Raw genomic sequence first — 19,811 nt, forward strand, 5'->3', positions numbered from 1 at the left:
CACTATAATTGTAAACCAATTACAGGATTAAAAATGAACCGTAAACCAATACTAGGATTTAATTAAAAACTGTAAACTTTTTTTAGGACGATACAGTTAATCTGAGTCCCGACAGCTATCGGGATTGGTTCGAGCCGAAGAGGAAAAGCAGAAAGTCTAGCACGAAAGTGTCAATTTTTATTTTAAATTTATCCGCCATGCACATCGTTTACATCCTCCACTCCCAAAAACTAAACCGGTTTTATATTGGTTAAACTACTAATCTAGACTTGAGACTAGACTTCCATCTCCATGACACACAAGCTAGAAAATTTACCTATAAAGCAGACGATTGGACACTGTTCTTTTCGTTAGAATGTACTTCTAAAAAGCAAGCTATAGGCATTGAAAAACATATCAAGGCTATGAAGAGTAAGGTTTATATCGAAAATCTTGCGAGATATCCTGAGATTACAAAAAAACTGCTAGGTAAGTACTAAGCCACATCTGACTGTTAATTAGATGGATAAATACCTAAACAAGTAACTATCAAAATTGGTTCGAGTCAGCGGCAGAGTCCAACCCCCAATCTTCTCATGCTGAGGCACGAAGCATCGCTTTAATAACTCCATTGTCACATTGCGCAATTGACACATTACCACAACGCCCGGTTTCCGTTTCGTCTCCCCTTTCCTTCTTGTCCCGTCCGAAGGCGGATGGAGACCGGTCGGGGTGAGGCTAAATTCGCCAAATCCCAACCGCATCGCTCCCATCCCCTTCCCGTCCCTTCCAAATGAAAAATTTTTAGTAACCATACTATTTTTTACTATTGATACTACATACCTTTGTTTAAATTGTAATAGATAGTTGAAAAATAGTGGGATAGTAACCATAATCAGCAAGCTTTGCGAAATGTAATTGAATTAAAATACCTGAAAACGAATGCTAATTAACATTGAAAACGGAACGCTTGAAAATTTACACAAAACGTTAAATCTAAAGTTTAAAACTAGTTTTAAAAAAAACGGTTACGAATACAAAACAATAATTTCAAAAAATAAAATAACGCTCTCCGTTGAAAGTTTTCAGTTCGGAAATGGGTTTAATTTTACTGCGATCAAAGGCGACTTACAACAACCATTAGAATTAGAAATTGCAGAAGATGGCACAAATCATTTGAGGTTTTTAATTGTTAAAAACGGAGTTGTCGTTCATATGCTATCACCTAGTATTCGGTATCGCTTAAACAACAGCTTTTCATCGATCGTTGGTGTAAAAGGAATGAATAACCAACGCATCACTTTACCTACGCAAAATAACATAGAAGCCTTTTTTTTACAAGTAGACATAAAACGATATGCCATTGATTTAAAAAGTGACTTTTTTGAATTTTCAAAAGAAACAAATACAGGGAGTAAAAAAAATGAAAATGAGGAATATTTCATTTTTCAGAGTAACTATTCCTATGCGATTTCAGAATCTATTTCAGACATCATCACCACTTCAAAAACAGGAATTACGAAACGTTTTTTCATAGAATCCAAAGCCTTAGAACTTTTGTGGCTCCACACAGAACAATATAACAACGAACAAAAGTTTGGATATGATGATAAAATTTTTAAAAAAATCGACTTCGAATTACTAAAAAAAGCCAAAGAATACATTCACAACAACTTCAACAAACCGATTACCTTAGCTGTCTTGGCGAAAGAAGTTGGCACAAATGAAACAAAAATAAAACAAGGTTTTAAAAAAATATACGGCAAAACTTTTTCAGAAATTCTACGATTCGAACGTTTAAATAAAGCAAAAATATTGCTGGATGAGGGAAACCTAAGCATCAAAGAAACCGCTATGAGTTGTGGGTACAAAAGTACATCGATGTTCTCAGTACGATTCAAAGAACGCTTCGGAATAGCACCCAGTAGTTATAAATCTTCTTAAAACGGTTTATTGCTGTCTCAAACAGATTTACCTGAGCAAGGGTTAGTGGTACTTGAGTTGATAATTATAATTTTACACAAGAAATTAAATTGCAACAAAAATGAAAACCCTCAAATTAGCATCCTTTATCTTATCATTTTTCCTTTTAACGGCTTGTTCGTCCAAAGTCACTCTGCCAATTTCATCAAGTGTTCCGGCAGCTGATATTATCGTTACGAAAAAACAAGACAAAAATAATAATTACTTGATTGAAGTAACGGCAACAAATATGGCCGAAGCGAGCAGATTGAATCCACCAAAAAACAACTACAGTGTTTGGATCATTACCGATGACGGAATGACAAAAAACATTGGCCAACTCAGTAACAAAAACGCCAAAAAAGCAGTTTTGAAAACGGTTACGCCGTTTAATGCTAAAGAAATTTTCATCACGGCGGAAGAAGAAGGAAATTTAAATTATCCTGCAGGAACTGAAATAACCAGAAGTAAATTCTAGTCTGATAAACTATTTTTTAATTCAATAAAAAAAAAGAAACTACAACGTTAGGCATGCGGATTCCATGTGAAGACAGTCGTGTGTAGTTCAAAGAAAAGTCTACAAAGTCCAAGACCAATTTTACAAAGTAAACAGTAAAAAAGTTGGCAACAATTAGTAACAAAAACCCCCCAAATAATTATGAAGAAACTACTACTTTTAGTAACATCAGTAAGCCTACTAGGTGCTACTTTACAATCAAATGCGCAAGCTCCCGTGCTCGGAACATCCTCTTCTTTTGCACTCTTTTCAACCAATGGTGCAGTGAGCAATACAGGGCTTTCGCACCTAACAGGAAATGTCGGTACGAACAATGGCCCAAATAACAACTTTGGTAATGTAGATGGTGTAATGCACAACGCAAACGGAACAACGGCTTTAGCAGCAGCAGATCTTACGCTTGCTTATAACCAATTAAATGCCGCTGTGCCAAACTTCTTTCCCGCTCCATTATTAGGTAATGGAGAAACACTGAATGAAGGAACTTATTTCATCAATCAAAGTGCTTCATTAAACAATACGCTTACGTTAGACGCACAGGGTGATGAAAATGCTGTTTTTATTTTTCAAGTACAAGGATCATTCTCTTCTGCTGCCGGTGCACAAGTTGCACTGACAAACGGTGCTCTGGCCTGTAATGTGTTCTGGAAAATTGAAGGGCTGGTTGATCTCGCCACAAACACAGACATGAAAGGAACTATCGTAGCAAACAATGCTGCCATCATCTTAAACAGTGGCGTTCAATTAGAAGGCCGTGCTCTTTCAACCACAGGTGCGGTAACGGTAGCAGGTGTAACCGTAACGACACCGTTGGGTTGCGGAATTCCGGAACTAACGGGTCCTATTGCCCCACCACTTAATTCAGTAGCATGTTATACTGTGTTTTCAGGAAATGGTGAAGTGACAAATACAGGAATTTCATTTGTAACGGGTGACATCGGAACAAACGTTGGTCTCACAAGTGGTTTTCAAGCAGAAAATGTAACCGGAACAATACACCCAAACCCGGATGTGTCAACCGCACAATGCGCCGCTGATTTAAATAATGTTTACACGTATTTAAATACTCTTCCTGTAGATATCGAATTACTTTATCCTGCTGCTTTTGGGCAAGATCTTGTCTTAACACCGCATACCTACTTGATGAATGCTGCTACAGTGTTAACTGGTACAGTAATTTTAAACGGTCAAGACAATCCCGATGCGGTTTTTGTAATCAAAATCAACGGTGCTTTATCAACCGGAACCTATGCAACAGTGGAATTAATCAATGGTACACAAGCCAAAAACGTATTCTGGAAAATTGATGGGGCTACCAGTTTGAATGATTATGCAAACTTTAAAGGAACTGTGATAGGAAACAATGGCGCAGTTATTCTAAATTTAGGTGTACAAATTGAAGGCCGTGTTCTGAGCACAAGTGGCGGTATAACAACATTTGGCATTAATGCCGTAATGACTCCCGGATGCGAAGCGTTAAGCACATCTTCAAACACAATCGCAAAACCAATGGCTCAATTCTATCCGAATCCTTTTACGGATTCAATTACTGTTTCATTAAATGAGTTCAACACAGAAGGAGTAGAATTAACCATATACAACAGCTTAGGAGCAATGGTGGTGAAAACAGCCCTGACACAAAACAATACTGTGATAGAAACCAATCTTTCATCTGGAATGTATTACTACCAACTACAAGGTAAAGAAGGATCTATTCAAACAGGTAAATTAATTGCTAAATAAATACAAATTATTAATTCATTGATAAAACCCTGTCTTTCGGCAGGGTTTTTTGCTTTAATAACCTGTATAGTTATTTTAGGACGAGTCAAACCTACAACCTATACCCAGATAAAGCATAGATATTGTATAGATAATGTATAGATAATGTATGGATAATGTATGAAAAAAACATCAATAGTAACAGACTACCACCACTCTCCCAAGATAGAAATAAATAGTAATAAAATAACAAACTCCCAACGAAGTCAAAGCAGCATCAAAGGTCCTACCGCACCACCATCACCTTCTTCACTGTAGTATCCAACGCATCATCCGTAGATATAAAGATCATATACACCCCAGAAGCTACTTTGTATTTGCCAAATGCGGTGGTGTCCCACTCAATGGTACCGCCTTCGGAGATTTCTTCATAAACAAGGTTTCCTTCAATGTCGGTGATTTTTACATTGGCTTTGCTAGTGAGTCCCGAAATTTTTACGGTTCCTTGAAAACCGGGCCGGACAGGATTAGGATAAACATACACGTCTTGCAGGTTGTCGTTGGGTTTAGTGGAGGTTCCTTTGAAAGACACCATTCCTTTGGCGGTGGCAATAAACACCTCTCCTGTGGTTCCGTTTATTTCGATGTCGTTGATTACGTTACTTGGCAAAGGTGAATTCACCGTAGTAAATCGTTGTAAAGTCTGTTGTCCATTTGCAGAAAACTGGAATACGCCGGCATCTGCTGTTCCAATCCACTTATTGTTTGCACCGTCAACGGCGATATCGGTAATAAATTGGCCAAACAAAAGCTCTTGAGCCAAGCCGTCATCCAAAATGATAATGGAATTGGTTGTAAGTTGCTCCTCGCTTAAAAACCGATCTACCGAAGGTAAGATTCTCAACCCTCTTCGGGTGCCAATCCATAATTGATTTCTATTATCCACAACCGCACATTGAACAGCTGAGGAGGGCAAATTTCCGTTGTTTTGACCTTCCGTAATTTTGATTAAACGATTATTGAAATTTTCGTTAAAGGCAATTAAACCCTCGTCTAACGTACAGAGCCATTTGGTGTTGTTTTTGTCAATTGACATTCTATTATTACTGGTAAATCCGCCCAAAACATCACTCACGTCATACGATTGCCATTGCCCATTTGCTCTCAACACCTTTAGCATGTTGGCGATTAATCCATTTGATGCCCAAAGATTACCGTTTTTATCAAAAGCAGTTTGTTCAATACGAATATCCGGACCATAGGAAGGGTTTCCGGGAATAACTAACGATTGTAGTCCACTGTTTGACACATTGTAAATTGTTGTAGCCACATCATTTTCTAGTTTTAATAAACCAGAAAAGTACGAACTTGCATAAACAATATTTTCATTGGTTGGACTAACCGTCACACGAACAATTGATTTGGCCTCTAACAATTCACTGTACGGGATATTAAGCCATTGTTCTTGTGCTAATTTACTCAAGCCAAACTCATCTAACGGATAGGGATTATTAAATTGGGTATAATCTCCATAAGTTGCCCATAAAGTACCGGATGGCGTTACAGTTAATGAAAAAATATTGTTTTTATTGGGCCCTTGCGGAAGTAAAACTTCAAAAGAAGTTGGATTGGTTAGTGAGGTTTCAATCACACCATTTTCAAATGTACCAATATAAATGGAATTGCTAATAATAGTAGCTGATGTAAAATTTGATGTTAAATCCGGAACTGATGTGCTTTGAATTGTCACAATTTGACTAAACGATTCATTCATCACAACAACTCTTGTGGCCGCAGTGGCTATTAGTTTATCGCCTCTACTTCTTAAATCCAGAAAAGGTTGACCTACATTTAAAACAGGGGAAGGAGTAGCTCCGATAAACCTATAAATAACATTATTGGAATTAATGGCGACAAGTTGATTATTAAACGAGACGATTCCTCTCCAAAATCCGCCATCAAAGGTTACCCAATTATTAAAATTAACCAAGTTTGGATTTGACAATGGTGCTTTACGAATTCCGTGATTTAAAGTAACCGCATAAATTTCTTCGTTCAAAACAGTTGTTTCTAGAACTTCTGCTTGAGCACCGGTTGGACTGTTATAAAATGTATCTCCAAAAGTAAAATCGTTTAATTTGAATTCAACCAAAGCAAAATCACAAGAAATGTATAATTTTGAATTATGCTCATAAATATGATTGATTTTCTTTTTATTAGGAGGAATTCCGCCAGTTTGATCGCGAATTCCAACTAATAAGGTAATTTCTTCCGTGGCTTCATTAATCATAATCAACAAGCCATTATCGTGACCTACAAAGGTTCGGTTTAACTGTTCACTGTGATAGATAGTTGAGATTGTTTCGCCCGAAAGACCATCAACCGTATTAAACGTTTTGATGTCGTTTGTGGAACGATTTTTAGAAAACAAAGCGGTTTCACATGCGGCAAACAAACGATTTTCAGACTCTGATAGATCGCGTACTTCGTTATATGAAAAATAACCTTGCCACAAAAGGTTTTGTGAAATCGTCGCAAACGGAGCGATTAAAAAAACTGTTATCCAAAAAAAATTCTTCATTAGTAATTCAAATTGACAGACAAATATAGGTAAAACGATAGAATCCTTCTTTTAATATATTGGGAATAAAAAAAGCTGTCTTTTTCAGACAGCTTCCAATTTGTATTGAATGAAGCATGGTGTTATACCACTCCTTGACCTAACATGGCATCGGCTACTTTTACGAAACCAGCAACGTTTGCTCCTTTTACGTAATCAACATAGCCGTTTGCATCTGAACCATATTTTACACATGATTCGTGGATGTTGGCCATAATTGCTTTTAAACGTTCGTCTACTTCTTCTGCAGTCCAACTTAACCGCAATGAATTTTGAGACATTTCTAAACCTGATGTAGCTACACCTCCCGCATTAGATGCTTTCCCCGGTGCAAATAATATTTTTGCTTTTAAAAAAGCTTCAACGGCTTCTGAAGTTGATGGCATGTTTGCTCCTTCCGAAACACATATACATCCATTTGCAATTAATGTTTTTGCTTCTTCTTCATTTAACTCATTTTGAGTTGCACAAGGTAAAGCAATAGCACATTTTACTTCCCATGGACGTTTTCCTTCAACAAATTTTGCGTTAGGATACTTTTTCACATACTCACTGATTCTGGCTCTTTGTTCATTTTTGATGTGCATTACGTGCGCTAATTTTTCAGCATCAATTCCGTCTGCATCATAAATAAAGCCTGAAGAATCTGAAAGTGTTACTACAATTCCGCCTAACTCGGTAGCTTTTTCGGCTGCATATTGAGCTACGTTTCCTGATCCTGAAACGGTTACAATTTTTCCTTTAAAACTATCACCTTTGGTATTTAACATACTTTGAGCAAAGTAAACATTGCCGTAACCTGTTGCTTCCGGACGAATTAAAGAGCCTCCAAATGAAATTCCTTTTCCGGTTAAAACACCGGTAAATTCGTTTCTTAATCGTTTGTATTGACCAAACATATAACCCACTTCTCTTCCGCCAACGCCAATATCTCCAGCCGGAACGTCGGTATCTGCACCAATGTGTTTAGCTAATTCTGTCATGAAACTTTGGCAAAAACGCATGATTTCAATATCTGATTTTCCTTTCGGATCAAAATCAGAGCCTCCTTTTCCGCCGCCCATTGGCAACGTAGTTAAACTATTTTTGAATGTTTGCTCAAAAGCCAAGAATTTTAAAATACTTAAATTTACTGAAGGATGAAAACGTATTCCGCCTTTGTAAGGACCAATCGCAGAATTCATCTGGATTCTATATCCGCGATTAACTTGTGTTTTTCCGGCATCATCAATCCATGTTACACGAAATATGATTACTCGCTCCGGTTCAACCATACGCTCTAAGAGCATTTGATTTTGGTATTTTTTATTTTGCTCAATAAAAGGAATAACCGTTTCGGCAACTTCCTTCACCGCCTGTAAAAATTCAGGTTCGTTTGGATTTTTTTTAGCTACAGCTTCAACAAAAGAGTGAATACTTTCTGTCATGATTATTAGTTTAATAACGTTTATGAAAACGTTTTCGTTTGTTGCGACAAATATACATTTTATTAAAATATGGGTATAATTTTTTTTATATTCTCAGTAGAATTATTTTTTTGTTAAGAAATCACGATAAAATCCGCACTTAATCATAACATTTAAAACAAATTTTAGTTTTTTTCGTATATATACAAGTATTTTTTCATTTTATTTTACAAGTGAATTATGTTTTTATATATTTGTCGAGAATTGATTTTAAAAAATATGCAAATGCCCAAATACCTTATAATTACCTTATTGCTATTATTTGGCTTTTCTAACTCAGTAAAAGCACAATTTGGTTTTTCACATGAAATTGGTGCGATTGTTGGCCCAGTTGCTTTTCAATCCGATTACGGAGTTCGTGGAGATGGCGAAACAAACCTAGGTAATACTGGTTTTGGTATCGGTATTATTCATTACATGAATTTCTCCTATAGAGCTGACTGTAATTGTTATGCAACGCCAACTTATTTTAATGACCACTTTAAGCTAAGAAGTGAGCTTTCTTATAACAAAACAAATCTTGAACATTTTGGAAAATGGGTTGACGATAGTAGAACCTCTGTTTTTGCTCAACAGCTAAGAGGAATGAAAGGAAGTACTTCTGTGACAAATATCGGTATGCAATTAGAATATTTTCCATTAAGTATTAGAGAATTTTCTGCAACACCGGGCAAACTAGCTCCTTTTATTAGTTTAGGTGCTCAATTTAGTTACTACAATCCAGAAGCTTACTCTACATTAGGCCCTGGTCTAGGAGATTTATTAGAAGTTACTCCAATAAAATACATTGATGGTGTTACAAACGAAGCCGGAACAGTTTGGTCTGTTGTGGCGAGTGTTGGAACACGCTATAAATTGACCGTACTTTCTGATTTAATGATTGATTTGCGTTGGCAATATTATTTTTCCAACTGGGTGGATGGTTTAAATCCAAATCCGGATGTATATACCGAAAACAAAGCGAATGACTGGTTAGTTTGGTTAAATGTAGGTTATATTTATTATTTAGATTAATCACACTACAAAAAAAATTCGCACAATAGAAGTTCATTTTTCTAATGAATTATAGTACGATTTGATTTTTCTAAATTGTATAAACTAATGACATATTTCAAACCTATTGATGTATGGACTATTCAAGCTTCTTTGCTTATTCTTTTATTTTATTACTTACGTTAGCTTATATTATCAATAGTTTTCAAGAAATAATTTTATTACTGAGAGCAAAGCCATTAAATAATAGAAAAGTTATAGTTCATATCATATTTCTCTTTATTGCAATATCATTCCTTCTCTTTAATATTTATAAATTAATTTTAATTACAATATAATAAGAAATCCCGTCACCTTTTTGCTGACGGGATTTTTGTTTTTATCTGAAAGCCTGTTCAATATCGGCTAGTAAATCATCAATGTCTTCAACACCAACGCTCAACCGAACTAAGTCATCTGAAATCCCAATTTCTTTGCGTTTTTCTTCCGGAATTGATGCATGCGTCATCAACGCCGGATGATTAGCCAACGATTCAACACCGCCCAATGATTCTGCTAAAGTGAATACTTTTAATTTTTCTAAGAAAGAGATAGAATCTGCTTTTTTACCTGATTTGAAGGTAAAGGAAACCATTCCTCCAAAACCGCCTAGCATTTGTTTTTTAGCAATTGCATGAAACGGGTGATCCGGTAAACCGGGGTAGAATACCTTTTCTACTTCGGAATGGTTACTTAAAAATTCGGCTACTCTCATTCCGTTTTCACAATGTCTTTGCACTCTTAGGTGTAAGGTTTTGATTCCTCTCAACACCATATAACTGTCTTGTGGTCCTAATGTTCCTCCGGTTGCAAATTGTGCAAAGTGTAGTTTTTCGCCTAATGCAGCATCTTTTACAATCAAAGCACCGGCTATTACATCCGAATGTCCTCCTAAATATTTGGTTGCCGAATGCATGACAATATCCGCCCCTAAATCCAATGGTTTTTGAAGATATGGTGTGGCAAATGTGTTATCTACTGCAAATAAAATTTTCTTTTCATTCGTAATTTTAGCAATCGCAGCAATATCGGCTAATTTCATCAACGGATTAGTCGGTGTTTCAACCCAAACTAATTTTGTATTAGCATTAATCAACGCTTGAAATTTTTCCAAATTATTCATATCCACAAAATGGAATTTAATACCAAAATCTTGATATATTCTGGAAAACATTCGATAAGTTCCGCCATACAAATCGTCCATTGCAATGACTTCATCACCAGGTTTAAGCAATTTTAAAACCGAATCCGTTGCTGCTAAACCGGAAGCAAAGGCTAAACCACGAACACCATTTTCGATACTGGCCAATGCATCTTCCAAGGCTTGACGTGTTGGATTGGCAGCTCTGCTGTATTCGTAATGATTGATAGGAACACCCGGACTTTTTTGTGCAAAAGTTGAGGTATTATAAACCGGAGGCATCACTGCTCCTGTACTCGGGTCATGGTGTTGACCACCATGTATAACTTTGGTATTGAACTTCATAATTTATTTATTTATGCAAAGATAAGAAGATGATTTTTATAAATTTTCTAACTTATTGCTAAAGATTCGATAAATAAAATGGAAGTGAAACCATTTAAAATTCAAATACTCACAAAAATCTGTACTTTTGCATCATGGAAACAAACAGACAAAAGAAAATAGGAACCGTTTTGCAAAATGATTTGGTTGATATTTTGCAAGGAGAAGTGCGTAAAAACGGAATCACTAACTTGATTATTTCCGTTTCAAAAGTTTCGGTTACAACCGATTTATCAATTGCTAAAGTATATTTAAGTGTTTTCCCGACGGATAAAGGGCCTGAAATTTTAGCCGCAATAAAATCGAATACCCCTTTAATAAAACACGATTTATCGCAACGTGTGAAACTCCAATTACGAAAAGTTCCCAACTTATCCTTCTACATTGATGACTCATTAGATTATATCGAAAAAATAGACAAAGCCCTCACTGGCGATGAAAATCCGATTGAAAATCCAAATCTTCTAGAAAAAAGAAAGAAGTTTTAACGTGAAATTTCCGCTTTACATAGCCAAACGTTATTTGTTTAGCGGTAGTAAAAACTCTGCTATAAACATTATTACCCTCATTGCCTCCGTAGGGATAATTGTTGGAACAATGGCTTTGTTTGTAGTGATGTCGGTTTTCAGTGGATTAAAAGATTTTAGTTTATCTTTTTCAAATGATTTTGATCCGGATTTAAAAGCGGTTGCCAAAACCGGAAAAACCATTTTTTTCAGTCCGCAACAAGAAGCAGAAATCAATAAACTCGAAGGTGTTGCTCATTTTAGTAAAATCATTGAAGAAAGAGCCCTTTTTACTTTCAACGGGAAAGACTTATTAGCCAATATTAAAGGGGTTGATAAAAATTTTAATCAAGTAAATCAAGTAGAAAAAACTATTTTTCAAGGTCAGTGGATTCAAGAAGACTCAGAAGAAGTTGTGGTTGGTCACGGCATCAGTCAGAAACTCTCCATGGGTTTATTTGATTTAGTGAATGTGTTTGAAACCTTTGTTCCCAAACCCGGAAAAGGGACAATTGATTCGCCGGATGGAGCATTTAATCGTTCCGTTTTGGTTCCTGTGGGATTTTATTTTATCAATGAAGATTTGAATCAAAAATATGTTTTTGCCGATTTAAGCATCGTGCAAGAATTATTGGTTTACAAATCCAATCAAATTTCAGGCATTGAGTTTAAACTTAACCCCAATGCCAATGAGTCGGACGTTATTTCTTCGTTAGAAAAAATTCTGGAGAATAATGTCGTCATCAAAAACAGAGCTCAACTGAATGAATCGCTTTATAAAATGTTGAATACCGAAAATTTGGTTTTGTATTTAATTTTTTCGTTGGTCATCACTGTGACATTGTTCACCTTAGTTGGGGCTTTGATTATGATTATTATCGAAAAGAAATCAAATTTAAAAACCTTATTTAATTTAGGTGCTGAAATAGACGATTTAAGAAAAATTTTCCTTTTTCAAGGATTTTTAATTTGCTTTTTAGGTTGCTTGATTGGTCTGTTTTTTGGGATTGTTTTTACCCTACTTCAACAACATTTTGGTTTTATCATGATTAACCAAAGTATGGCTTATCCCGTTCGCTTTTCCTTTACAAATATATTGATTGTGATTGCTACTATTGCTGTTTTAGGCTTTTTAGCTTCGTGGATTGCAAGTAGTAGAGTAAACAAAAAACTGTTGGAATAAGTTAAACCGTCTGATAATTAGCATACGCCTCCGCAATTTCTTCAAAAAGAGCCATTAACGGCATTGCTCCGTCGGTTGTCACTAACTTTTGTTTATAGTCTTTAAATCCGTGAATGCCTTTGAAATAATTGGTGTAATGGCGACGCATTTCAAAAATTCCAACGCGTTCACCTTTCCATTCCATAGACCAAATTAGATGATTTCTAGCAGCTTCGATGCGATCTTTCATCGTAGGTTCTGGCAAATGTTCACCTGTTTTAAAATAATGTTTGATTTCGTTAAAAATCCATGGATAACCAATGGCTGCACGGCCAATCATCATGCCATCCAAACCGTATTTATTTTTGTATTCTAATGCTTTTTCGGGCGAATCGATGTCACCGTTTCCAAAAATGGGCATTGTAATTCTCGGATTGTTTTTTACACGAGCAATGTGCGACCAATCAGAATGCCCTTTATACATTTGAGCACGCGTTCTGGCATGAACGGTTAAGGCTTGCACACCAATATCTTGTAAACGCTCGGCAACTTCATCAATGTTGATGGAATTTTCATCCCAACCCAAACGGGTTTTTACCGTTACCGGAAGATTGGTTCCTTTAATAACTGCTTTGGTTAAGCGAATCATTAAATCGACATCTTTTAAAACACCGGCTCCAGCTCCTTTGCAAACGACTTTTTTAACCGGGCAACCAAAATTAATATCAACTAAATCAGGTTGAACAGCATCTACAATTCGGGAAGACATTTCCATCGCTTCTTCGTCACCACCAAAAATTTGAATCCCTACCGGACGTTCGTAATCAAAAATATCCAATTTCATTTTGCTTTTCATTGCATCCCGAATCAAGCCTTCCGACGAAATAAATTCGGAATACATCAAATCAGCTCCGTGCAATTTGCACAAGCGACGAAACGGCGGATCACTCACATCTTCCATTGGAGCAAGAAGCAAGGGAAAGTCGGGCAAGATGATGTTTCCGATTTTTGGCATTGTAATTAAATTTTTTGCAAAAATACTAATTTTTGTTGGTTTCAGGTTTAACGTTGCAAGATTCAAACCTAAAAATCAAAACTTTGCTTTATATTTGCACACAATTCTCTACGGAGCAGGGTTTGCGTTAGGGATGGGAGCGGCATCCTTTTGTGGAGTTTACGGAACAAAAGATATAGCGGACAGCCCGACCCTTGGGAAACGCCCAAAAAAACGCCCAAAAAATTTGAATTAAACGAAGATGAAGAACATACGAAATTTTTGCATTATTGCTCACATTGACCACGGAAAAAGTACGCTGGCCGACCGATTATTGGGGGCTACGCAAACGGTGACGGCTCGTGAGGAAAAGGCTCAGCTGCTGGACAATATGGATTTAGAGCGTGAACGTGGGATTACCATTAAGAGTCACGCGATTCAAATGGAATATACGTACAAAGGTGAAAAATATATTCTGAACCTGATTGATACGCCTGGGCACGTAGATTTTTCATATGAAGTTTCGCGATCCATTGCCGCTTGTGAAGGAGCTTTGTTGATTGTAGATGCAGCTCAAAGTATTCAGGCTCAAACGATTTCCAATTTATATTTGGCTTTAGAAAACGACTTGGAAATTATTCCGGTGTTGAATAAAGTAGATTTGCCAAGTGCTAATCCGGAGGAAGTGAGCGATGATATTATCGATTTATTAGGTTGCAAATTAGAAGATATTATTCACGCTTCGGGTAAAACCGGTTTCGGTGTAGAAAATATTTTGGCTGCTATAATTGAAAAAATTCCAGCACCAAAAGGAAATGTTGATGAACCGTTGCAGGCATTGATTTTTGATTCGCATTACAATCCGTTCCGTGGTATTGAAGTAATTTTCCGTGTGAAAAACGGGGAAATTAAAAAAGGTCAAAAGATTAAATTCATGGCTACCGGAAATGAATATTTTGCCGATGAAGTAGGTACGTTAAAGTTGAATCAAGTTCCGAAAAATGTGATTTCAACCGGTGATGTAGGCTATTTAATTTCGGGAATTAAAGAAGCAAAAGAAGTAAAAGTAGGTGATACATTGACCGATGCTAAAAACCCTACTACCAATATGATTACAGGTTTTGAGGATGTAAAACCAATGGTTTTTGCCGGAATTTATCCTGTTGACACCGAAGATTATGAAGATTTAAGAGCTTCGATGGAAAAACTACAACTGAACGATGCGTCGTTGGTGTTTTTACCGGAGAGTTCTGCTGCTCTTGGTTTTGGTTTCCGTTGTGGATTTTTAGGGATGTTGCATCTTGAAATTATACAAGAACGTTTGGAGCGTGAATATGACATGACGGTTATTACAACTGTTCCCAACGTTTCCTATTTGGCTTATACTAAAAAAGAACCTGAAGTAGGCTTTGTGGTAAACAATCCATCAGACTTACCGGAGCCTTCTAAATTAGACCGTGTGGAAGAGCCATATATCAAAGCAACCATCATTACCAAATCGGATTTTGTGGGGAATGTGATGAGTTTATGTATTGAAAAACGCGGTGTGATTACCAATCAAACCTATTTAACCACTGAACGTGTTGAATTGACTTTTGACATGCCACTAGCCGAAATTGTATTTGATTTTTATGACCGTTTAAAAACGGTTTCCAAAGGATATGCATCGTTTGATTATTCTCCAATCGGCATGAGAACCTCAAAATTAGTTCGATTGGACGTGTTGTTAAATGCTCAATCAGTGGATGCTTTGTCGGCTTTGATTCACGAAGACAATGCGTATAATATTGGTAAGAAAATGTGCGAAAAACTGCGTGAATTGATTCCGAGACAACAATTTGACATTCCGATCCAAGCAGCCATTGGTGCAAAAGTCATTGCTCGCGAAACGATAAAAGCGTTGCGAAAAGATGTTACTGCCAAATGTTATGGTGGAGATATTTCCCGTAAACGAAAACTGTTGGAAAAACAGAAAAAAGGGAAAAAGAGAATGCGTCAGGTGGGGAATGTTGAGATTCCGCAAGAGGCGTTTATGGCGGTATTGAAGTTGAATGATTAGGAAAGGTGCTAAGGTGCTGAGGGACTAAGGTACTAAGGTACTGAGGTACTGAGGAAAAATATAGGAGAACCCAATGACGCGAGTTGTTGGGTTTTATTACTTCATGTCTTCAAACAATTTCATAGCATCATCCCGATTAAAAAGTTGTGTTCCTTCATTCATGGTGGCTGCTGTACCACATGAAACTCCCCATTTTAGAACTTCTTTAAATGATTTGTTTTGAGATAAAGCCCAAACCATCGCACCAACCATACTGTCACCAGCACCAACAGTACTCTTTTTGATGACTGCTGGAGCTGCAACAAATTCTGTTTGATCTTTTGTAACTAAAATGGCACCATTTGGACCAAGGGAAACCACAACTATTTCTACGCTTTGATTTTGTATTAATTTTTTAGCTGCGGCTTCTACTCCATTAAGTTCTAATCTCTCAACATTCATTAATTTTGCTAACTCCCCTATATTAGGTTTTATTAAATAAACCCCCGTTTCAAGTACCTTTTGTAAAGCTTCACCAGCCGTGTCTACAATAATTTTTGTATCTGAATTTTTCATCAAGACACAAATCGCTTGATAAAAACTAGAAGACAGACCTTCGTTTATACTTCCACTGATGACTAAATACTTGGGTTTTAAATTAGTTATTGTAGCCATAATTTGCGCTTGTTCTGTTTCGGAAATAGCGGTACCTGGAAACCCAAAACGATATTGTGATTGTGTCGAAACATCATAGGCTACAAAATTTTCACGAGTCCAATTTTTAGTTAAAATCACCTGCGAGGCAATTGTTTCTTTTTCAAAACATTCTTGCAACATTAGACCAATTGGTCCTCCAGAAGTATAGATACACATCGATTCTCCATTCAATCTAGAAATTGCTTTAGAGACATTAATTCCGCCACCACCAGCATCATACCTAGGTGTCTCACATCTTATTTTTTGTTCAGGAATTAATCCTGAAAAATTAGCACTTTTGTCAAGAGCAGGATTTATTGTAAGGGTAACTATGTCAAAATTTTTCATTTTTATACGTTTCATAATATTATATAAATTTAAGAATAAAATTTGTTTCTAAACCCAACCTAGTCCTTTAGTATTTTAAACTTTGTACCTTTGCAACTTCAAATAATTTATATTTGAAATAATACGATTGTTTCGTTACCTAAACTAATTATGATAGAAGACAAAAACCCTCAACGCACTTCCATCGCTCAATTGGGCGAATTCGGTTTAATTGACCATTTAACGAAGCATTTCGAAATCAACCAACCATCCACCCTCAAAGGAATTGGCGACGATGCCGCTGTGTTGGATTTTAAAGACAAAAAAGCCGTCGTTTCCACCGATTTATTAGTCGAAGGCGTGCATTTTGATTTGGCTTATATGCCGTTAAAACATTTAGGCTACAAAGCCGTGGTGGCCAACGTTTCCGACATTTGTGCAATGAATGCAAAACCTACACAAATCACCGTTTCTATTGCGGTTTCCAACCGATTTCCACTCGAAGCATTAGAAGATTTATTTGCCGGAATCACACATGCTGCTAAAGAATACAATGTAGATGTCATTGGCGGCGACACCACTTCGTCACAAAAAGGATTAATCATTTCCATCACAGCTTTGGGCGAAGCCAATGCAGCAGATATTGTGTATCGAAGCGGAGCCAAAGAAAACGATTTGTTAGTAGTTACAGGTGATATTGGTGCCGCTTACATGGGTTTGCAAGTGTTGGAACGCGAAAAACAAGTCTTTCAAGTTAACCCCAATAACCAACCGGATTTAGATAATTATACATACTTGATTGAACGTCAACTTAAACCGGAAGCCAGAAAAGACATCAAAGACTTACTCGAAAAACTGGAAGTAAAACCCACTTCGATGATTGATATTTCTGACGGATTATCCTCTGAAGTGATGCATCTCTGCAAGCAATCCAACGTAGGTTGCACGATTTACGAAGAAAAATTACCGCTCGATCCGCAATTAATTTCTGTTTGTGAAGAATTCAACATCGACAGCACGACCGTAGCCATCAACGGCGGCGAAGATTACGAACTGCTTTTCACCATCGCTATCGAAGATTTTGACAAAATTAAAGCCAATCCTAACCTCACCGTCATCGGACACATGAATAAAGAAACCGAAGGAAAACATTTGGTCACACGAGCCAATCAAAAAATAGAACTCAAAGCCAGAGGCTGGAATGCACTAGAAGAATAAGTTGGACGTGCCCCTCCGTAAACTACGGGTCGGGCTATTCGCTGGAAGTCCTCGCAAAAAACACCATTTTCTTCAACCCAAAAAGAGCTTTCTTTGGTCGCTTTTTTGGCCTGAGAAAATTGGCATTTTTTTGCTCCGGGCTTTCCGCTGCTATCCCTCACGAGGTTTAATGCTATCAGTGAAGTTCTAAAAAATTCAAAATAATCATTAGCAACCACATCAAAATAAAAAAAGCGATACAGTAAGTGCATCGCTTTTTTTAGTGTTAAAACTTTTTTAAGTAGCTGTTTTTGGTTGAATCAGATCTTTCGTTGGGGCAAAAGGGTGGTATTTCTTTTTCGATGTTGGCTACTTAGAACGTTCTTGGGTCAATATTTTTAATTATGAATAACTACATCTTAATTAATGATGTAAAGATATACTGGTTACTTTAAAATCTAAATACGGGTTCACTCAGAATGTGTTACGGGTTTGTGCCATTTTTGGTGTGGTTTCCCGTAAATAGAAATAGCCGCTGATTCACTGATTAAAGTTTAGATTATATTTAATTTTTTTTACGAATCTCACCGCCAGTCTTTATCTCTAGAAGAGAGAGTAGCGAGTGGCGTGAAAAATTTGTGAGATTCGTGAGATTCGTGGCAAAAAACGCAGCGATTTACTAGCAGTCCAATCAAAACAAAAAAAGCGTTGCATTGGGGTGCATCGCTTTTTCTCGTATTAAACTCTTTAAGTAGCTGTTTTTGGTTGAATCAGATCTTTCGTTGGGGCAAAAGGGTGGTATTTCTTTTTCGATGTTGGCTACTTAGAACGTTCTTGGGTCAATATTTTTAATTATGAATAACTACATCTTAATTAATGATGTAAAGATATACTGGTTACTTTAAAATCTAAATACGGGTTCACTCAGAATGTGTTACGGGTTTGTGCCATTTTTGGTGTGGTTTCCCGTAAAATGAGTTAGCCACTGATTCGTAGATTATTTTATATTTATCAATTGCTTTCAAAACCTTGAGCGAGCTCGGCAAAAAATTCTTGAGATTAGTGCTATTCGTGGCAAAAAAATAATATAGATCGAAAACAAAAAAGCGATAGTTTGGGGCCTATCGCTTTTTAGATTTTTTTGAGTATCCGATTAGTAGGTTAAGTCTTTGGGGGCTTACAAAAGGATGGTAATTTTTCGGTTTACTTTTCTTTCGTTCCTAGGTTACTCAGAAACTTCGGTAAGCTCACTAACTCGATGTAAAAGTAGTTTGGTTTTCAGATAATTAGTTACGGTTTACCGCAAACATTGTTGTGGTTTCTTTCCAATTTTAGTGTGGTTTCGTGCAATAAAAAAGGGTTGACTAAATCAACCCTTTGTTTTTTGCTTCTGTAATCAGTTCGATATCGCTACTCCCTTTGACACCAAGAATCTCCTTAAGGTTAAGCTTTCGCTTTTCAATGGCACTTAACGAAAGTGGGACATAACTCGGTAAATCTTTGGTTTTTGTCCCTTTGGATAAATGATATAAAATCTGTTTATCAAACTCATCTACTTGCAAATTTTCATATTGTGATTGACTTACAAATTTTACAACGGTTTGACTGTAGTAATTGTCGTTATTGAGAATTTTATCAAATGCATTCAATAGTTCATCAAAGGTTAAATCGTTCTTTATAATCAATCCGTTGGGATTGATTTCTTTAATGATTGTATTTATTTTAATTAATTCGGTGTGCATGGTGAGCAGAATAATTTTGCAGTCAGGCATAAGCTTACGCAGTAATTTAGCCAAATCTTCGCCAGACATGATGCCTTTTTCTTCATAAGGCGGCATACTGATGTCTAAGAAAGCAATATCAAACGCTTGGGTAGCCGTCGTAATGGTTTCATACGCCGTTTTACAATTGTTTGCTTGTGTGGTCGTATACTCAAACGAATTGGCACTGTAGCTTTTTAAAGCGTTTTTATAGGCTTCGATGATAAACGGATGATCATCAACAATAATGATTTGGTAATTTTTTGACATGATTTAGTTGCTTGGTTGTTTTTTGGTTGAAATTAACA

The 19,811-nt window shown here is 36.6% G+C and carries 14 protein-coding genes and 1 pseudogene; 9 read left to right on the forward strand and 6 right to left on the reverse strand.

Features of this window, described 5'->3' with window-relative positions; translation table 11 throughout:
* Positions 1-266 precede the first annotated feature (266 nt).
* The 4 genes and pseudogenes from B0I10_RS15875 to B0I10_RS13305 form a co-directional block, all read left to right on the forward strand.
* Positions 267-479, forward strand: a pseudogene (locus tag B0I10_RS15875) (GIY-YIG nuclease family protein); the annotation flags it as partial.
* Positions 480-921: 442 nt separating this feature from the next.
* Positions 922-1,923 carry a helix-turn-helix transcriptional regulator gene (locus B0I10_RS13295; RefSeq protein WP_112087002.1) on the forward strand — a complete coding sequence of 334 codons (1,002 nt, stop codon included), beginning with the start codon at positions 922-924 and terminating at the stop codon, positions 1,921-1,923.
* Between the two features lie 100 nt (positions 1,924-2,023).
* Entirely contained in the window at positions 2,024-2,419 is a 396-nt protein-coding gene (locus tag B0I10_RS13300; protein ID WP_112087003.1) for a putative periplasmic lipoprotein, read from the forward strand.
* A gap of 180 nt (positions 2,420-2,599) precedes the next feature.
* Positions 2,600-4,201 carry an ice-binding family protein gene (locus B0I10_RS13305; RefSeq protein ID WP_112087004.1) on the forward strand — a complete coding sequence of 534 codons (1,602 nt, stop codon included), beginning with the start codon at positions 2,600-2,602 and terminating at the stop codon, positions 4,199-4,201.
* Between the two features lie 265 nt (positions 4,202-4,466).
* Here the strand turns inward: B0I10_RS13305 and porZ are convergent, their stop codons facing one another.
* Positions 4,467-6,761 carry a type IX secretion system anionic LPS delivery protein PorZ gene (gene porZ / locus B0I10_RS13310; protein ID WP_112087005.1) on the reverse strand — a complete coding sequence of 765 codons (2,295 nt, stop codon included), beginning with the start codon at positions 6,759-6,761 and terminating at the stop codon, positions 4,467-4,469.
* Between the two features lie 122 nt (positions 6,762-6,883).
* Complete coding sequence (gene gdhA / locus B0I10_RS13315; RefSeq protein WP_112087006.1) at positions 6,884-8,227, reverse strand: NADP-specific glutamate dehydrogenase; 1,344 nt, start codon at positions 8,225-8,227, stop codon at positions 6,884-6,886.
* A 264-nt stretch (positions 8,228-8,491) separates the two neighbouring features.
* On the opposite strand from gdhA, the gene B0I10_RS13320 reads away from it, so the two are divergent.
* The gene (locus tag B0I10_RS13320; protein WP_112087083.1) at positions 8,492-9,280 is read left to right on the forward strand and encodes a THC0290_0291 family protein; all 789 of its coding nucleotides are present in this window, start codon (positions 8,492-8,494) and stop codon (positions 9,278-9,280) included.
* A 358-nt stretch (positions 9,281-9,638) separates the two neighbouring features.
* Here B0I10_RS13320 and B0I10_RS13325 read toward each other — a convergent pair whose 3' ends face one another.
* Complete coding sequence (locus tag B0I10_RS13325) at positions 9,639-10,784, reverse strand: cystathionine gamma-synthase (RefSeq protein ID WP_112087007.1); 1,146 nt, start codon at positions 10,782-10,784, stop codon at positions 9,639-9,641.
* Between the two features lie 134 nt (positions 10,785-10,918).
* Here B0I10_RS13325 and rbfA point away from each other — a divergent pair, with 134 nt between their 5' ends.
* Together rbfA and B0I10_RS13335 are read left to right on the forward strand one after the other, a co-directional pair.
* A complete protein-coding gene (gene rbfA / locus B0I10_RS13330) occupies positions 10,919-11,311 on the forward strand; it encodes a 30S ribosome-binding factor RbfA (protein ID WP_112087008.1) in 393 nt (130 codons plus the stop codon).
* Between the two features lies 1 nt (position 11,312).
* Positions 11,313-12,512 carry an ABC transporter permease gene (locus B0I10_RS13335; RefSeq protein WP_112087009.1) on the forward strand — a complete coding sequence of 400 codons (1,200 nt, stop codon included), beginning with the start codon at positions 11,313-11,315 and terminating at the stop codon, positions 12,510-12,512.
* 1 nt (position 12,513) lies between these two features.
* On the opposite strand, the gene dusB is transcribed toward B0I10_RS13335, so the two are convergent.
* A complete protein-coding gene (gene dusB / locus B0I10_RS13340) occupies positions 12,514-13,506 on the reverse strand; it encodes a tRNA dihydrouridine synthase DusB (RefSeq protein ID WP_112087084.1) in 993 nt (330 codons plus the stop codon).
* A gap of 241 nt (positions 13,507-13,747) precedes the next feature.
* Here dusB and lepA point away from each other — a divergent pair, with 241 nt between their 5' ends.
* The gene (lepA, locus tag B0I10_RS13345; RefSeq protein WP_112087010.1) at positions 13,748-15,544 is read left to right on the forward strand and encodes a translation elongation factor 4; all 1,797 of its coding nucleotides are present in this window, start codon (positions 13,748-13,750) and stop codon (positions 15,542-15,544) included.
* Positions 15,545-15,640: 96 nt separating this feature from the next.
* Here the strand turns inward: lepA and B0I10_RS13350 are convergent, their stop codons facing one another.
* Positions 15,641-16,582 carry a 1-phosphofructokinase family hexose kinase gene (locus B0I10_RS13350; RefSeq protein ID WP_245943001.1) on the reverse strand — a complete coding sequence of 314 codons (942 nt, stop codon included), beginning with the start codon at positions 16,580-16,582 and terminating at the stop codon, positions 15,641-15,643.
* A gap of 135 nt (positions 16,583-16,717) precedes the next feature.
* Between B0I10_RS13350 and thiL the strand changes: the two genes are divergently transcribed.
* Positions 16,718-17,764 (forward strand): thiamine-phosphate kinase, encoded by a 1,047-nt coding sequence (gene thiL / locus B0I10_RS13355; RefSeq protein WP_112087012.1) that lies wholly within the window; start codon positions 16,718-16,720, stop codon positions 17,762-17,764.
* A 1,343-nt stretch (positions 17,765-19,107) separates the two neighbouring features.
* Here thiL and B0I10_RS13365 read toward each other — a convergent pair.
* A complete protein-coding gene (locus B0I10_RS13365) occupies positions 19,108-19,773 on the reverse strand; it encodes a response regulator transcription factor (protein ID WP_112087014.1) in 666 nt (221 codons plus the stop codon).
* Between the last annotated feature and the right edge of the window lie 38 nt (positions 19,774-19,811).

The organism is Flavobacterium lacus (genome assembly GCF_003268815.1).
GTDB classification, from domain to species: Bacteria; Bacteroidota; Bacteroidia; order Flavobacteriales; family Flavobacteriaceae; genus Flavobacterium; species Flavobacterium lacus.

Excerpts from the sequence above, each read along its gene's own strand:
- dusB (WP_112087084.1), bottom strand. The coding sequence starts at position 13,506 with ATGCCAAAAATCGGAAACATCATCTTGCCCGACTTTCCCTTGCTTCTT.
- thiL (WP_112087012.1), top strand. The coding sequence starts at position 16,718 with ATGATAGAAGACAAAAACCCTCAACGCACTTCCATCGCTCAATTGGGC.
- B0I10_RS13320 (WP_112087083.1), top strand. The coding sequence starts at position 8,492 with ATGCCCAAATACCTTATAATTACCTTATTGCTATTATTTGGCTTTTCT.
- B0I10_RS13295 (WP_112087002.1), top strand. The coding sequence starts at position 922 with ATGCTAATTAACATTGAAAACGGAACGCTTGAAAATTTACACAAAACG.
- B0I10_RS13365 (WP_112087014.1), bottom strand. The coding sequence starts at position 19,773 with ATGTCAAAAAATTACCAAATCATTATTGTTGATGATCATCCGTTTATC.
- B0I10_RS13325 (WP_112087007.1), bottom strand. The coding sequence starts at position 10,784 with ATGAAGTTCAATACCAAAGTTATACATGGTGGTCAACACCATGACCCG.
- porZ (WP_112087005.1), bottom strand. The coding sequence starts at position 6,761 with ATGAAGAATTTTTTTTGGATAACAGTTTTTTTAATCGCTCCGTTTGCG.
- B0I10_RS13305 (WP_112087004.1), top strand. The coding sequence starts at position 2,600 with ATGAAGAAACTACTACTTTTAGTAACATCAGTAAGCCTACTAGGTGCT.
- gdhA (WP_112087006.1), bottom strand. The coding sequence starts at position 8,227 with ATGACAGAAAGTATTCACTCTTTTGTTGAAGCTGTAGCTAAAAAAAAT.
- lepA (WP_112087010.1), top strand. The coding sequence starts at position 13,748 with ATGAAGAACATACGAAATTTTTGCATTATTGCTCACATTGACCACGGA.
- B0I10_RS13300 (WP_112087003.1), top strand. The coding sequence starts at position 2,024 with ATGAAAACCCTCAAATTAGCATCCTTTATCTTATCATTTTTCCTTTTA.
- rbfA (WP_112087008.1), top strand. The coding sequence starts at position 10,919 with ATGGAAACAAACAGACAAAAGAAAATAGGAACCGTTTTGCAAAATGAT.
- B0I10_RS13350 (WP_245943001.1), bottom strand. The coding sequence starts at position 16,582 with ATGAAACGTATAAAAATGAAAAATTTTGACATAGTTACCCTTACAATA.